Here is a 14,981-nt window from a genome sequence, read left to right as displayed (position 1 = left end):
CCTTTAAAAGGCCTTATTAAAGACATTCCTCTCGTTTTCTTATACCATTTTGTCTTTAAGAGCCCTTATTAAGGACATTTCTCTCTCCTTATTATCGACTTTTGTCCTTAAGAGAGTCTTTATCATCCGGTTGTAAAGGAAATTGGCGAATCAGCTCAATTACAGAAGTCCGAATATTGTAAATAAGATATAATAAAAGGAAGAGCTTAACGAGGAGGAACGATCGGAGTGTCTGTAGAGGCTAGGTATGAAGAAATCGGAATTTTAAAGGAAATTGCTGAGCTTTTAAATGAAGGAACGGATACCAATGCCGTTTTATCTGGTGTGTTGAAAAAGCTGCTCCACGTAACGGGACTGCAAATAGGCTGGATTTTTTTCATCGACGAAAATGGCAAGCAGCAGCTCGCAGCCGATGTAGCCCTGCCTCCTGCTTTGGCATACAACGATAAACAAAGGATGTGTGAAGGTAAGTGCTGGTGCGTGAATAAATACAATAATCAGCAACTCACTAAAGCATCTAATATTATGGAATGCAAACGAATTGAAGATGCCATTGATGAGAGAGCCGGGGAAACGTGCGGCTTAACCCATCATGCGACCGTCCCGCTAAGAGCCGGGCAGGAACGCTTCGGAATCTTAAACGTAGGATCGCCCAACAAAACCCATTTTGAGAAAAATGAACTTGCTTTACTCGAAGCGGTGGCCTATCAAATTGGAACAGCCTTGAAACGAATCAAACTAACGCAGCGGGAACAAGAGACAGCGCTCGTTGCCGAGCGAAATCGGCTTGCGCGCGATCTTCACGACTCCGTCAATCAACTGTTATTTTCGCTAAGCCTCACCGCAAGGGCCGGTGTTGAAATGACACAAACCGATGAAGTCAAACAAACGTTTAGTTATATTCAAGATTTAGCCCAAAAGGCGCTTGGGGAAATGAGAGCCTTAATCTGGCAGCTGCGGCCGCTGGGACTCGAAAACGGCTTGGTAAGTGCCTTAAGAAGTTATGCTGATATGCTCGGCTTGTCGATTGAGACAACGGTGACCGGAGCTGCCAGTATACCCGGAAGGGCCGAGGAAACTTTGTGGCGCATCGGGCAAGAGGCGCTGGCCAATTGTAAGAAGCATTCACAAACCACAGCAGCACATTTATTTTTTCAAACCTCCAAAGATGGAGTTACGATGACCATTAGGGATACGGGCTGTGGCTTCCATTATGATGAAAATCTTGACATCCCCTCTCTGGGATTAAAAAGTATGAAAACAAGAACAGAAGCGTTAAGCGGGCAATTTCAGTTAAAAAGTAAACCGGAAGGCGGAACAGAAATACAGATCCACATTCCGTTCTAGGGGGAAGATTCAATGGGTATACGCATCTTAATTGCAGACGATCATCACGTTGTCAGAAGAGGCCTCGTCTTTTTTCTTCGGACACAACAAGGTTTTGATATTATTGGGGAAGCCGCAAATGGGAAGGAAGCCATCGAACTGGCAAAATCACTACAGCCTGATCTTATCCTGATGGATTTGGTTATGCCGGAAATGGACGGAATCCTAGCTACAAGAATCATTAAAAAAGACCAGCCTGAAATCAAAATTATGATGTTGACCAGCTTTTCAGACCAAGACCATGTCATCCCCGCCCTTGAAGCAGGTGCATCCGGATTCCAGTTAAAGGACATCCAGCCTGACGAACTGGTAGCATCAATTAAAAAGATCATGAATGGCGAAAACCAACTTCATCCAACAGCCACCTCACATTTACTGGCCAATTTATCCCACAAAGGCAGACAAGAGAAAAATCTGGTTGAGGAATTAACGAAAAGAGAGTTAGATGTGTTAAAGGAAATCGCAAAGGGAAAAAGCAACAAGGAAATTGCCGCCTCGTTATTTATCACCGAAAAAACGGTTAAAACACATGTGTCCAACCTTTTGGCAAAACTTGAATTGGCTGATCGGACCCAAGCCGCCCTTTATGCGGTAAGAAATAAATTGACTGAGTAACCTCCTCTTAGACGAATTCTAAGGGGTTTTTTACTGCATAATTTCCTTGCTGTTTTTAACACTATATAATGAGGTGTTTGTAATGAAAAACAGTGCTATGATAGTGTTTATTTTATTTGTATTTTGCCTGCATGTGCATGTTTCTCCTGTTTATTCGAAGGAACATATCCCTGACAATATCTACGAAGTCCGGTCCGGGGACACTTTACCAGGCATCGCCAACCAATACGAAACAACTGTAGAAGAACTGGTACTGACAAATGGACTACAATCCCACACACTTGTTGTGGGTCAAAAATTGTATGTTCCATTTATTTATGAAGTGACGTCTGGGGATAGTCTTGATAAAATTTCAGCAGCAAACCATTCATCCCCCTGGCTAATAAAAACGGTTAATGGACTTTCCTCTTCGGAGCTCTATTTAGGACAAAAACTAAAGATCCCGCCCAAAAGGATGAATATGCAAGGACAATATATACTGATGGACAGAGGGGAATTTCAGGATTGGTTATTCAATCAGAAATTTACGAGGAACATCAGCTTAATCCAAGAGCATCACACATGGTTGCCATCCTATAAGCAATTTTATGGAACCAATCATTTTCACATGCTGAAGAGTATGGAGAATTTCCATGTGAAAGAAATGAAATGGAAGACGATTGCGCAAAATCTAACGACCTTTCCAGATGGTACGATAGCTGTATCCAGGCCGTTTGACATCGCTCCTGAAGGTACGATTGGCCCGAAGGCAAATGCTGCCGGAATCACCATCGAAAATGTTGGCAACTTCGACCTTGGGCATGATGTCATGACAGAGGCCCAAAAGGAAACGATCATTACCGTTGCTGCTTTACTTTGTATAAAATTTGGACTAACCCCCTCCGTTGACAGTATCACTTACCATCATTGGTGGGATTTACGAACGAAGGAAAGAGTGTTAGATAACGGTCCCGATTATAATGTGAAGACATGTCCGGGTACAGGATTTTTCGGAGGCAACTCCACAGCTAGTGCTAAAAATAACTTTTATCCCTTGGTAGTTCAAAAAATGAAGGAGATTTCAGCGACTATGCATTAGCACCTTTTCAAATCCCGCTTAAGATGCGGGTTTTTTCTATTCTTAAGACGGTAAACAAATCTTACCCTATTTAAGAACTTGTAACCTTTCCCAGAATAGCCCGTCAATTAAGTAGTAGAAAGGGAGTGGGGCGTTCGGTGAAGAGGCTTTTAGGTTTATTTTTACAGTGTGTGGTTGGGGCGGAAATGCTGATCTTGATTACAGCTTTTCCAGTTTTATTTAAGAAGTTATCCTTCCATTTTTCGGATTATCTGCATGCCATTTATGAATTGAATGCAAGAATCATAACGTTTGGGGATTTCATGCTGGCTGATGGCATTAATTCCGTATTTCCGGTGATTTTTTATAAATACTTAAATTCGATGAAAATGCTGGGTCTCGGGGTGGTTGCCGCCTTTGTTATTGCCTTCCTTGTCTCCTATCTCGCCCTGCTTTTTTTCAAAAATAGAATCCATATTCTAAAAAATATCCTCGAGATCTTGGAAGCCATTCCTGATTTAATGATCATCCTGCTTCTCCAATTTATGGTCATCTACATTTATAAACAGACGGGGATTAAGCTGGCGCAAGTCGTAACTATCAGAGAGGAAGCCATTCTCCTGCCGGTTATTTGCCTGAGCGTGCCAATCAGTTTTTACATAACGAAAGTCATTATCCACCATATTGAAGAAGAGCTGGACAAACACTATGTCATTCTGGCAAAGGCGAAAGGCTTGAAGTTTTCTTATATCTTAAATGTTCACGTGCTAAGGAATATTGTCGACTCCCTGTTTGGAACATCGAAAACCATCTTCTGGTCGATGCTGTCTACCCTCTTGGTGATCGATTACTTGTTTAATATGAACGGCCTGCTTCGCGTCATGTTAACGGCTCCGGACCCATTTTTCATCGGATGCAGCCTTATCTTTATCCCATTTTTTATTCTTTTCCGTTTGTATGAATGGGTGAGCTTTGACCGTAGAAAGGATGTAGAATAATATGCTGTTATTTTTATTAAAGAGAAAAAGATTCGTAGTCAGCTCCCTGTTTCTAATCGGGCTGTTTACCTGGAGCATCCTTCAGTCAACTATATTTGATGGGGAAATCAACCAGGTGCGGTTCCGTCTGGATGAAAATAGCAATGTTCTCAGCCGGCCTCCCTATCCTCCCTTAACGGAATTCCTGCTCGGGTCGGACGTATACGGATACGATCTTCTCATAAAATTGGTTGTAGGGGCAAAATGGACGATTGGCATTACGTTAGCAATCGTCATCTTTCGGATGGTTATATCAATAATCTTTAGCTCCCTTGTTTATTCAATGCCTAATCGCCTGTATAACGGATTGAAGGCGGTATTTGAACCATTTACAGTTGTCCCGCAAACGATTGTTGCCTATTTTATTCTTTACAGCGTGCTGTGGATGCCTGTTTCTGGATTTTCCACCCCCTTTTGGCAGCGGGCTTTTTTTGAAACCTTTATTTTAGGGATTATTGCCATTCCAAACGTTACGATTCATCTTTCAGCAGAAATGAGGCTTGTTCAAAAGGAGTCTTTCATTGAGGCGTCCAGGATTCTTGGCGCGAGTAAACCGCATCTTTTTTTCAAACATATAGTCCCGCATGTGTATGAGAAATGGATCCTGTTATTTGGCCAGCAATTTATTCATACCTTGCAGCTGCTGGCTCATCTTGGCTTTATGAAGCTTTTCTTTGGCGGTACATTCGTTCCCTACGGATCGCCGGGGCTGGAAGATCCTCACTCCATCTCCTACGAATGGTCTGGCGTCATCGGGGGCGACATCAGTTACCTTTATAGCCACCATTGGATCGTCCTAATACCGATTGGCTTCTTCATCTTTACTGCGATCAGCGTCGCCCTCATTAACGACAGCATCCGTATGTACTTTCAAAGCTCGGCACGTATGCGGTTTGCTCATGTGGAAAAATAGTGGGACACACGCCGGATGGTAGGGAGTCTGAAAAATAGGGCGGTGACTTTGATGCAGCCGCCCTACACTTTACATTTTTCCAGTTGGATATATCTCAGAAATACCTCACACATTTCTCCAAATTAAATTACTTTCGGTCTAGAAGTGGTCAAAAAAACTTTGGTTGTCAGGATCACTACTTTTTAAACACAAAAAAGACCCTTTCCACATAAGTGAAAAGAGTCTTCGAAACGCCAAAGATTAACGTTTTGAGAACTGAGGTGCACGACGAGCGCCTTTAAGTCCGTATTTTTTACGTTCTTTTATGCTTGTTGTATATATTTTGTTATTGATTGATATTAATGTATAAAAGCCTAGGATTTTATTGAAGTTTAGGGAAGGTGGTTTCTACCGTTTTCTCTATTTTTTTATACTTTTTACATTCAGAGTACATTCGATACATTCATTTTACATTCACTTGATGCAAATTACATTCACTCACAAACCCTTTAACAGCAAGGGGTCACAGGGCTTTTTAGTTTGTACAGTCAAACTCATCTTCATTCTGGATTTTTACAGCCATTTTCTCTGCGGCTTTTCTCAACGCTTCTTCCTCAAAAGTCAAATACGCATTCCATTCAGCGAGCATCTTGTCCTTCTTTTCCTGTTCCCATTCTTCCCGTGTTCGGAAACGGATAATATTTGTCAAAGAATACACCTGCTTTTTAATGTTTGTTTTCTTTGATTATAGATCATTAGGATCACAAATAATAGGAATTAAAGAAAATAAAAAGGGAATCAAGGAGCAATACAACAATCGCACCCCGATTGTATCAAAATAAAGATTGCAATCGCTGCTGCCTTATGCTTTTTTTTACTAAAGCTACCTTTAGCCATCTATGTAGCACAAAATCATTGCCGCATTACAAAGAATTAGCCACTTTACGTATTTAGGGCATAAAAATAAACCCCAAAATGGGGTTTTAGTTATTTCTTTCTCACTTTTTCGACTCCAATGGTATCTTTTCCTGTAATCAAGGACATTCCATCTGATGTTTGGTTGATTCTTTCCGTCATATAGGATTGCGGAAACCAAACTTTTTTTTCTTCATTATAATTGATTCCCAAATGAGCGACAGCATTTTCGCACACATCATACACCAAGAACTTAACTGGAACACGACTTCCTTCTTTTGGTGCAAATTCAACAAATATATTGTTGTGGGGTGCTTCTGCCATACGATGCACGAGGAAGAAGAAAACCCACTTATCCTTGCTGAAATTGAATCTCTTTTTACCAATATTCCTTAACGCTGCAAAATCAAGTGTGCCATCCTTGATGTTTTGATAACCTTTTTCACCATAATAATTAATTAACTGGGAGCTATGAATTGTGCCTTCAACCAACTTTTTAATCCCCAGTAAGTGGCACAAGTCTTTTTCCTTGAAGGGAACTTCTATAGTTTGACCATCTTGAAGATGATATTCATACGTATTGTTTAACAAATAATGGTCATAATAATCTTGAAGCATTTTAAGTGATATATCCGTAATGGATGGGTTTCTTGTCAATTGTGCAAAAGTATGAATATCGAGCATCTTATTTTCCCCTAAAAAAATTAAAGCCCTTGATTATTTTTAATCAAGAGCTGTGAATTCCAAAGAAATGGCAGCAAGCTTTATTCCTGGCTTTTTTTAAGCTCCCCCCAGGCGGAGAAACTAGGAGCTGCCGTCCCAGTAATAACATTATACTCAGGTAAGTCTGAAAATATCCTGATGTTTTTAAAATATTTTTATGTGGTAGCAATCATTATTCCCAGCTTTTTTTAAGCTCCCCCTGGGCGGAGAAACTAGGAGCTACCGTCCCAGCACTTTCATACAAATACCTATAATCCTATCTTACACTATAGAAGTTGTTTTGTCTAGAAAAACCTAGTGTATGGAATGACCATGCTATGCAACCAAGTGTTACTAATATCGGTATTTTTTTTATAGTGTAATTACCTACTAATAACCTTGCTTCGATCCTCGTTATAAGCCTCTTTAATTTCTTTTTCCCTTTTAATTAGATTTTTATATTCTTTTTCATTAAAAGCATTATTATTTTTTAGTATTTCACTTTGTAATTTACTATAACTGTTTGAATACAGATGTTTCTTAAAGTTCTCAATAAATTTTTCAAGATCGAATCTAAAATATTTATTTAGTGGTAGACACTTAATATCAATTCGTTTATTTTTTGCATCAATAGTTTCTATTTTCATTTCAATATTTCTTAACGCTATTTTGAATTCGTTTATTAAATTTTCTTGATTGCTACGTTGATAATATCTTGAATTATTAAGTAGGTATTCAATGTCAAATTCCGCTCTTTTTTCAAAAGCAAATGAACCATACTTTTTTGAAAATAGCCTATTAGAAATTTCAAGGCTGATATGAAAGAACGGATAAACTGAAATTACAAATCCGCTGTCAGTAATTTTCTCTATCCTCATAAGATTAGAATTTATATTTTTATTGTATTGATGTGCAAGCTTTTCCAAAAAAATTGGTTCATTAATTTCATATAATACTTCGGAAGTAATAAAGCCATTCCCTGTACCTTTCACAAAACCTTTAATTCTAGAATAATCACTTGGTTTGTTTCTTTTTAACCAGTAATCGATTTCTTTCGTCATAACAAAGGTTTGATTTATATTAGAGTCAACATATTGTTTAATTTTTCCCCCTAGTTTTTCTTGTTTTAAAAAGATATTTCTTAATAGCTGAATTTCCTTTTGACTTTGCCTCTTATTTAATATGGATTTGAAAACCTTTTCTGCATTTTTTCCCAATTTTATATACGGATCCTCAATATTGGATGGTAAAACAATGTCCAATTCATCTAAAAATCTATTCCAGTGTTCAATCCTGCTTTTGGCCTTAGGAACAATTTCTAGAAGTTTAAGTAATCTTTTATTTTTAATTTGATTTGACACTAATTTTCGTCTATCTTTTAAAGCGTTTCTCCCAATATCCCCAAATTCCTCTATACACTCACTACCAACATTGATAACAACATTTGAAATTTTGTTTTTTATAAAGTGGATATATCTATTTTTAGTACCACAAAGCTGACACTTCTTCCATTCTTGTTCATTTTGGCCTAAATCAAGAGTCAATTGGTTGCTATTAGGTACTTTAGTTACAATCCATTCCTCAGTTGAATTCATTAGTAAATCAGAACGCATTTCTTTAATAAGCTGACTTTGTGTTGTATCTAAATCACTATATTTGAGGCCTTTTTTATCTTCTAACAATTCAATAAGCCAAGGGAGATCACTATGTTTAATGGTTTCACTATGTAATAACTTACTAGTCTCTTTTTTAGTAAAAATTTTTTTACTCAAAAAGCTTCCCCCTTATCATTCAGAGTGATTTTCTTTACTTTTTTACCAATATTTATATTATACCATTTTCAAAATGTAGAGCCCACATTATAATTCATAAACTATATTTAGTGTGTACACCATATCTTAATGAAACAGTCAGCTTCGGTTTCCTTTTCAATCCGCCACTAAACAGTTATCACCCATCGAATTAACAAAGCATATCTTAAACCGTATTGAAAAAATCGATCCGACAATTAATTCATATATTACCCTTCTTAGGCGAAAATGCCATTGAACAGGCAAAAGAAGCGGAAGATGCCATTATGCGCGGTCAATATAAAGGGCCCCTGCATGGAATTCCAATGGGCATTAAAGATAATTATTCAACAGCTGGTATACGATCCACAGCAGGTACAAAGATATTTGCTGACCATTTTCCTATGAAGGAACAGAAGAAGACCCAGCATCACTCAACCGTTATCTCACCCCAAAAAGAACATTGTCTAATTTTCCAATAAGATTATAAAACATCTTTCCGTAGGTTCCGCTGGAGAAAAACCAAGATGTAAAGCATAGGACTATCAAATATGGGATAAATGCTTTGTCCTTTGTAGTTACGAAAGCAGTTTTCCTAAAAATCAATTGGAGAAAACGGCTTGTAAGAAGGAATTGGGAATGCGATAACCATATATGCAGAACTATAATTGGAATTAACAAAATAGCCAATATTCCCAATAGATACCCAATTACTTTGGTAATTACAATGGCAAGTTCTTTTACCCCTATATCAGACAATAACTGTGTTAGCCCCCCATAAGCTTTAACATCAAATCCCCCTAAGTTGTAGAACATTATGTAAGATGCTGTTAAAATCAAAGCCAAGACAAAAATATAATACAAATTTAACCCTTTAAGGAGTTTATGTTTAGCAAGATATGAGGTAAATGCAACTACTCCTGATGTAGTTATAATCAATGAACTTAAAATGAAATGAAAAATTACTGTTTTGTATTCGATAAATAGCATAGTAATCAGCACAGAAGCAAAAAGGTAGATTCTAAAATCGTCGTTACTACCACGATTGCTCTTCTTTTTCCTATTGGAACGGGGAGAGCGATTTATATAAACAATTTCCCTTATATGATAAACCTGGTGTCGGAATGTTTGTGGATGGATTTTGGTTGGGTTTTCCTTTTGGAATAAAGCAGTTAAGTAACCTAATAATAGACCAACTTTAACATCCACAACTATTCCAACCCAATTGCTATGGAGGTATTCAATAAACACCATATCTAGATGTTCCCCTTTATTGTATTTTGTTATTTTGTATATATTTTAAAAAGTCCCCTCCTAAATGGAGGGGATTCTCACAACCACCTATTAACCCTGATACTGATAACGAACTTTGAACAGTGGGTCATTCTGCCATACCCATCCAATGACTCTTCTTAATCCCAAGTCGCTGTCGATGGTCTTGCCGACTACTTGCCCAGTTGGGTTTCCTTCTGCATCAGGAATATATCCTTCTGCTTCTAATACAGCACATCTGAACTGTTCGCCGCCACCTGGTAATTGAATATTCGCTATGACTTGTCCTCTCCCGACCACATTGAAGGATGGCATTGGAGCCCAAAGAGAAAGCTCGAATGTTCTTTCCTCGTTCGGGTAAAGAGCCAAGTCATATTCGAATGTTAAAACCTTTGTTCCAGCCTTATAAACAACTGCTGATAAAATAGTCGTCGATTTAAGTAGCTGATACATTTCCTCAAGCTTTACAGCGTCCCCTTGTTGTAGGGCATCCTTAAACTTGTCCAGCTCGTCTTGAATATCCTTGAACCGCTGCCCCGCAAAGTTAGTGATATTTCCGTCTGGAAAAATGGTGCGAGTGTCAAGTGGCTTGTCCTTGACAGGAATATAAAAGGTTTCATCCTGTTGCAATGGTGATTCAAGACCGATTTCGTGAAGTACTTTCACTCGGTCATATTCTTCACCGTATTTAGAACTTGAAAGAACTGTAGCGTTAAGTGAAACCCAAGCAACATTAATTTTTTCTTGATTTACAGTAATCATAAAATCTCTCCTATTCATATGAAGGTAATGGTAGATAGAAGAGATAATCTTTACAAATACATCAAAACATACTATAATAAGATAAGTTTTGGAGTATTTAAAGATAATCCTTTCATTCGGGACGGCAATCCTTGAAAAGTTCTTCTATCTTAGCTCTAATGACTTCGACAACTTAAGACTTTTAACTGAGACAAGGGTACTGCAATACTCTTGTCTCTTTTTATGCTTTCAAGGTCAATCGCCCCCTTTGTTTTCTACAAAATTTAGTATAACCAGTTTTTTCGGAAATGACAATACTTTTTCAAACAAAAAGATCACATAAAATGTTTACAAAGTAAACATTCATTGAAATAGCTTATGATAATAATGTTTACCATAAAAACAAAAATTGGGCTATTTCTGTTAATTATTATTGACTGTGCATTCTTTTAACGTGATACTGAACATAAAGAAATAGAGAAAAGGTGATGATATGGAGGAAATCTTATTTATTGAAATTGGTAGTCTTATCAAAAAGGCAAGAAAGCTTAAAGGATTGACACAGGAAGAGCTTAGTAAAGCTATAGATTTATCAAGAGCATCTATCGCTAATATAGAACGTGGGAATCAAAAAATATCTATATATACCCTTTATCAAATTGCTGAAGTTTTAAAAGTATCTCCCCAATCTCTCCTTCCAGAACCAGAAGTTCTTAAAAAGCCTCAAACAGATTTGTATGTAAATATTGATACTTTAAGAAATCAATTATCAAATGAAGAGATTGAATGGGTTAACAAAATAACCAAAAAAACAGAAATGAAAGAAGGGATGGTAAATGCAGACGACAAAGAAGATTGAACAAAAGGCAAACGAACTTCTTAAAATGTTTGAAATAGATGAAATACCAATTCCAGTATATGAAATTGCTAATAACTTAGGTATTATCGTTCAAGAGGAAGAGCTAGAAGGAGAAATGTCAGGAATTTTACTTAGAGATATCGACAAAACAATAATTGGGGTAAATTCAAAACACTATCCAAATCGAAAGAGATTTACAATTGCTCACGAACTTGGTCATTTTGTAATGCACAAAGGGAACCCAGTTCATATAGATAGAACTTTTAGAGTCAATTTCCGAGACAAAAATTCTTCTCTTGCTAACAATATTGATGAAATTGAAGCAAATGCATTCGCAGCTGCTTTATTAATGCCTGAAAAGAAAATTAAACAAGTGGTTAACAAAAAGTTAAAACAAGGAATTGATATAGAAGAAAGTGATGAATTAGCAAGTATTGCAGATATGTTTAAGGTGAGTAAACAATCACTTTTAATTAGGCTTTTTAAATTGGGGCTTATTGAGGATTTAGGAATTTAAGAATAAACAAAAGGGTTTTTTCCTTTTTTAAAATTAATCGAAAAACAATTCAATATTAAAGGAATGTTAACTCTAATAAGTAATATTTACACTCCAACTTAAAGTAAGAATTCAATTCGAAATTTAAAAATAATAATTCAAAATTTCTTAGAAATCTTTGAGTAGGCTATCATGCTTACTCTTTTTCATTTTAGAATATACTTAGCGATTTAAACCTTAGAGGCTAAACATTTAAAAATTAAATCCGAAAAATTAGTATCAGAATATTATTAAATTCAAAGCCATTGAAAGAGGAAAACTATGTCCATTATAAAAATTTAAAATCCTACTATCGGCAATTTTATACCCCTTTAGTTTTCAACCTACTTTTTGTAAGGAAGCCAATAAAAAAATCAAAAGCCTAAGTCTATATCGCTTAATGATATGGGCTTTTTTATTTCTTACACCTTGAATAATATATGTAATAAGTAAGCCTACTTTTCGAATGTTTTCCTTATAAAATATTACACAGGCGAATCATAGAGATTAGCGGCAGAAAAACACGCCACGGAAGTGTGACGTGTCTCTGATCAAATTTCAAAGGCTTCAAAAGCCCCCTCATCCTCAAAGTTTCGAATGTTTACTACCTTATCGGAAAAAGATTCGACAGAAGTTCGAGGGCTGCCAATCACAAGCGATAGTACATTGAATTTCTTTTCCTTTTTAGCTTTGTTAAATTTCCCTAGGAAACTATCACTTACGTTTGCTTCGCCATCTGTGATAAATACCACATCGGCTTTTTCAAAACGGCTCTTGTTGATTGTCGTCAACGCCTGCTTCAGCGGTCTCTCGAAGTTAGTACCGCCACCAAGAAATTCCGCAGCGAGGGCAACCATGTCATCAATGGTGATTTTTCCTTTGGGATATTCTTTTATTTTGGTTTGTACCGAAAAACGAATCAAACAGAAATCACGTTTCTGCCGTTTTGCAATTGACATCAAAGCAAGCGCAAAGCCTTTCGACTGCATATCAAGATGATCCATGCTCCCTGACTGATCCAGACAAAGAATGATTGGCCCCTTTCCTAGCGCTTCATTGCCTTTTTGTTCGTATTGAAGTGTTTCCCCCTCAACGAACCGCCGCATGAAATCCAATTTCGTTTTTGGATTCATGTACATGCCGAGTTCCACAGGTAGCAACCGTTCCACGCTGTTTCCTAACGTCACACCGCTTCTGTCAATGGATTCGGTGTGCTTCGATTTCTGCTTCTTTCGGGCAATCATTTTCATCCGTCCCGCCCATTCCGAAACCTTCTTAACTCTCATATCATTCGACAAGGTTTCGACAAGTTTGATCTGATCACGTAAGGGAACCTTTTTGAGTTCGGCATCCTGATTTCCCGTACTCGCGCCACCTAACAACGACTTTACACTGTTTTTAATGTTGTTGGTCTGTTGCATCGCTTTTGCCATCGCCTGACCGAAGGAACGGCCATTAGTAGTAAATGCACCTTGCAAGTGCTGATTCAATTCAGAAAAGGCTTGATTAATATTCTCATCATACTTGCCATTATGATTGTCCTGCTGCATCTTTTGGATTTCTTCCATCAGTTTCTGCATTTCCTCATTTTGTTGCTTCTGTTCCTTGATCCATTCGTGGGTTTCCTCCCCGAATTTCACCGTGCCGACAGCGGCAATCAAATCATCCAATTTGGTATGAATGCGATGATCCTCGAAGTTTTCATCGTTCATAATCCGTTCCATGATGGTTTTGTTTTGCAACAATTTTTCAGGAACTTCCTCCTTCAAAACAGGATTCATTTTATACAGGCCTGCCCAGATGTCACCTAGCAGCTGCTTGAACCCTGGCATGTCCGCTTTTTCAGCAAGTTGCTGCATCCCTTTCGACATATCGTATAAGGAATTGAAACGTCTTTTGTCGAAGGAATCCGTGTTCAAAACTGATTCATCTTTATAGCGACTGAACTTAATCAAAGAAATCACTCCCCATTTTATTAATCTGGCATATAGAAAAAAAGAGGGGAATCCCCTCTCACATTTACGGTAAAATTAGTTAATCGGATCAAGAACACTACCGGCTATTTCCTTATGGATAACCGTAACACGGTTTATGGCTTCCTGAATCTGCACATCCCGGCTAGGATTCTTCCCTTTTAAGTTTGAAAGTTCGCTTAACAACACTTTGACTTTCTTCACAGCTTCTAGACTTGACTCGGTAGAAGGTGCCTGTTTCAGGTTCACCAAAATTTCCTTCGCCTCCTGATTGGCATTTTCAATCGCCCGCAGCACGGTATCTTGTGCAAGCGCGCGGACGATTTTGGATGTCAATTCTTTCTGATCCGGCGACTCCCAAAGCGCGTTTTCAAGAAACACGATGTCGTCAACAATGACGTGCTGCCTTTGCGCAATCAACGCCTTCGCCTTTAGGATGGCCAACGATTGTTTGAACCTTCTATCGGAAGGACGGATGCCTTCATCTTTCAGATGGTATCGGATTTCCGCCAATTTCTCATAAACTTCATCCTGTACACTCACCATTTCCGTGAAGAATTGAAGATCAACCAATTCCGCCATAGTAAAGGCTGGCAACGATTGGTGTTGTCCCTGCCCTTTCATCATGGATATGAAATTGTTGTCATCCCCGATATAGTCCACTTCAAAACGAAGTAGGAACCGGTCGAACAACGCCTCCAAGCCCTCGCCTTCTTCAGGATATTCATTGCTAGAGCCAATCACGGACATCAGCGGCACTTTGACCGGGTGACCGTTGTTATAAAAGACCCGTTCATTTATCAGAGTCAGCAAGCTGTTCAGAATGGCGCTGTTTGATTTGAAGATTTCATCAAGGAATGCAATATGCGCTTCTGGCATCTTGTTAGCGGTGTTCCGCTTGTATACTCCATTCTCCAAATCTTTCAGGCTCAATGCACCGAACAATTCCTCGGGTGTGCTGAACCGGGTAAGCAGCCACTGAAAATAGCCCATTCCCTGTATGATTTTCGCCAAGTCAGCGGACAATGCCGACTTTGCCGTACCGGGCGAACCAATCATCAGCATGTGTTGCTTTGAAAGAAGGGCAACCAGAATGGCTTCGATCTCCTTTTCCCTTTCGAAGTATTTCGCGTTGAGTGCATTTTTTATATCCATCAATTTTGAGAAATTGTTTGTCATTTTTAATAATCCTCATTTCAATTATATT

Annotated in this window: 15 protein-coding genes and 1 pseudogene; 8 read left to right on the top strand and 8 right to left on the bottom strand. The window is 38.1% G+C overall.

All coding sequences use genetic code 11. The features are described from left to right. Positions 1 to 228 precede the first annotated feature (228 nt). The 5 genes from ACO1D1_RS28085 to ACO1D1_RS28065 all read left to right on the top strand — a co-directional run bounded on the left by ACO1D1_RS28085 (position 229) and on the right by ACO1D1_RS28065 (position 5,008). Entirely contained in the window at positions 229 to 1,347 is a 1,119-nt protein-coding gene (locus ACO1D1_RS28085) for a GAF domain-containing sensor histidine kinase (protein ID WP_423337741.1), read from the top strand. 12 nt (positions 1,348 to 1,359) lie between these two features. Beyond that, positions 1,360 to 2,001, top strand: coding sequence for a response regulator (locus tag ACO1D1_RS28080; RefSeq protein WP_423337740.1), 642 nt, complete (start codon positions 1,360 to 1,362; stop codon positions 1,999 to 2,001). An 82-nt stretch (positions 2,002 to 2,083) separates the two neighbouring features. Then, positions 2,084 to 3,079, top strand: a complete 996-nt coding sequence (locus tag ACO1D1_RS28075; protein ID WP_423337739.1) for a LysM peptidoglycan-binding domain-containing protein — start codon at positions 2,084 to 2,086, stop codon at positions 3,077 to 3,079. A 137-nt stretch (positions 3,080 to 3,216) separates the two neighbouring features. Beyond that, on the top strand, positions 3,217 to 4,056 hold the full coding sequence (locus tag ACO1D1_RS28070) for an ABC transporter permease subunit (protein ID WP_423337738.1): 840 nt from the start codon (positions 3,217 to 3,219) through the stop codon (positions 4,054 to 4,056). A gap of 1 nt (position 4,057) precedes the next feature. Next, entirely contained in the window at positions 4,058 to 5,008 is a 951-nt protein-coding gene (locus ACO1D1_RS28065) for an ABC transporter permease subunit (protein ID WP_423337737.1), read from the top strand. 240 nt (positions 5,009 to 5,248) lie between these two features. On the opposite strand, the pseudogene rpsI reads toward ACO1D1_RS28065, so the two are convergent. The 4 genes and pseudogenes from rpsI to ACO1D1_RS28045 all read right to left on the bottom strand — a co-directional run. Beyond that, positions 5,249 to 5,314, bottom strand: a pseudogene (gene rpsI / locus ACO1D1_RS28060) (30S ribosomal protein S9); the annotation flags it as partial. Positions 5,315 to 5,522: 208 nt separating this feature from the next. After that, positions 5,523 to 5,696: a hypothetical protein gene (locus ACO1D1_RS28055; protein ID WP_187373114.1), complete on the bottom strand. Its 174-nt coding sequence runs from the start codon at positions 5,694 to 5,696 to the stop codon at positions 5,523 to 5,525. 278 nt (positions 5,697 to 5,974) lie between these two features. Then, positions 5,975 to 6,586 carry a PBECR4 domain-containing protein gene (locus tag ACO1D1_RS28050; RefSeq protein ID WP_423337736.1) on the bottom strand — a complete coding sequence of 204 codons (612 nt, stop codon included), beginning with the start codon at positions 6,584 to 6,586 and terminating at the stop codon, positions 5,975 to 5,977. Positions 6,587 to 6,987: 401 nt separating this feature from the next. Next, entirely contained in the window at positions 6,988 to 8,376 is a 1,389-nt protein-coding gene (locus tag ACO1D1_RS28045; RefSeq protein ID WP_042353585.1) for a hypothetical protein, read from the bottom strand. 215 nt (positions 8,377 to 8,591) lie between these two features. Between ACO1D1_RS28045 and ACO1D1_RS28040 the strand changes: the two genes are divergently transcribed. After that, the gene (locus ACO1D1_RS28040) at positions 8,592 to 8,876 is read left to right on the top strand and encodes an amidase family protein (protein ID WP_082193045.1); all 285 of its coding nucleotides are present in this window, start codon (positions 8,592 to 8,594) and stop codon (positions 8,874 to 8,876) included. On the opposite strand, the gene ACO1D1_RS28035 is transcribed toward ACO1D1_RS28040, so the two are convergent. Next, positions 8,836 to 9,648, bottom strand: coding sequence for a hypothetical protein (locus ACO1D1_RS28035; RefSeq protein WP_042353586.1), 813 nt, complete (start codon positions 9,646 to 9,648; stop codon positions 8,836 to 8,838). The two genes, ACO1D1_RS28040 and ACO1D1_RS28035, sit on opposite strands and share 41 nt — an antisense overlap. A gap of 90 nt (positions 9,649 to 9,738) precedes the next feature. Further along, on the bottom strand, positions 9,739 to 10,428 hold the full coding sequence (locus tag ACO1D1_RS28030) for a hypothetical protein (RefSeq protein ID WP_042353587.1): 690 nt from the start codon (positions 10,426 to 10,428) through the stop codon (positions 9,739 to 9,741). A gap of 472 nt (positions 10,429 to 10,900) precedes the next feature. Here ACO1D1_RS28030 and ACO1D1_RS28025 point away from each other — a divergent pair, with 472 nt between their 5' ends. Together ACO1D1_RS28025 and ACO1D1_RS28020 are read left to right on the top strand one after the other, a co-directional pair. Beyond that, a complete protein-coding gene (locus ACO1D1_RS28025) occupies positions 10,901 to 11,266 on the top strand; it encodes a helix-turn-helix domain-containing protein (protein WP_052404702.1) in 366 nt (121 codons plus the stop codon). Beyond that, positions 11,244 to 11,783, top strand: a complete 540-nt coding sequence (locus ACO1D1_RS28020) for an ImmA/IrrE family metallo-endopeptidase (RefSeq protein ID WP_042353588.1) — start codon at positions 11,244 to 11,246, stop codon at positions 11,781 to 11,783. Before ACO1D1_RS28025 ends, ACO1D1_RS28020 begins: the two co-directional genes overlap by 23 nt. 569 nt (positions 11,784 to 12,352) lie before the next feature. Here the strand turns inward: ACO1D1_RS28020 and ACO1D1_RS28015 are convergent. After that, positions 12,353 to 13,756 carry a vWA domain-containing protein gene (locus tag ACO1D1_RS28015; RefSeq protein WP_052404703.1) on the bottom strand — a complete coding sequence of 468 codons (1,404 nt, stop codon included), beginning with the start codon at positions 13,754 to 13,756 and terminating at the stop codon, positions 12,353 to 12,355. Positions 13,757 to 13,831: 75 nt separating this feature from the next. Further along, positions 13,832 to 14,953: an AAA family ATPase gene (locus ACO1D1_RS28010; protein ID WP_042353589.1), complete on the bottom strand. Its 1,122-nt coding sequence runs from the start codon at positions 14,951 to 14,953 to the stop codon at positions 13,832 to 13,834. Positions 14,954 to 14,981: the final 28 nt, after the last annotated feature.

The sequence above is a fragment of the Neobacillus sp. 19 genome, assembly GCF_049463095.1.
In the GTDB taxonomy this organism is placed as follows: domain Bacteria; phylum Bacillota; class Bacilli; order Bacillales; family Cytobacillaceae; genus Neobacillus.
The sequence above is the reverse complement of the archived record's forward strand: the minus strand, read 5'-3'. Positions and strand labels throughout refer to the sequence as shown.

Coding starts and splice junctions, on each gene's coding strand:
- ACO1D1_RS28025 (WP_052404702.1), top strand. CDS start 10,901: ATGGAGGAAATCTTATTTATTGAAATTGGTAGTCTTATCAAAAAGGCA.
- ACO1D1_RS28065 (WP_423337737.1), top strand. CDS start 4,058: ATGCTGTTATTTTTATTAAAGAGAAAAAGATTCGTAGTCAGCTCCCTG.
- ACO1D1_RS28020 (WP_042353588.1), top strand. CDS start 11,244: ATGCAGACGACAAAGAAGATTGAACAAAAGGCAAACGAACTTCTTAAA.
- ACO1D1_RS28050 (WP_423337736.1), bottom strand. CDS start 6,586: ATGCTCGATATTCATACTTTTGCACAATTGACAAGAAACCCATCCATT.
- ACO1D1_RS28010 (WP_042353589.1), bottom strand. CDS start 14,953: ATGACAAACAATTTCTCAAAATTGATGGATATAAAAAATGCACTCAAC.
- ACO1D1_RS28030 (WP_042353587.1), bottom strand. CDS start 10,428: ATGATTACTGTAAATCAAGAAAAAATTAATGTTGCTTGGGTTTCACTT.
- ACO1D1_RS28080 (WP_423337740.1), top strand. CDS start 1,360: ATGGGTATACGCATCTTAATTGCAGACGATCATCACGTTGTCAGAAGA.
- ACO1D1_RS28035 (WP_042353586.1), bottom strand. CDS start 9,648: ATGGTGTTTATTGAATACCTCCATAGCAATTGGGTTGGAATAGTTGTG.
- ACO1D1_RS28075 (WP_423337739.1), top strand. CDS start 2,084: ATGAAAAACAGTGCTATGATAGTGTTTATTTTATTTGTATTTTGCCTG.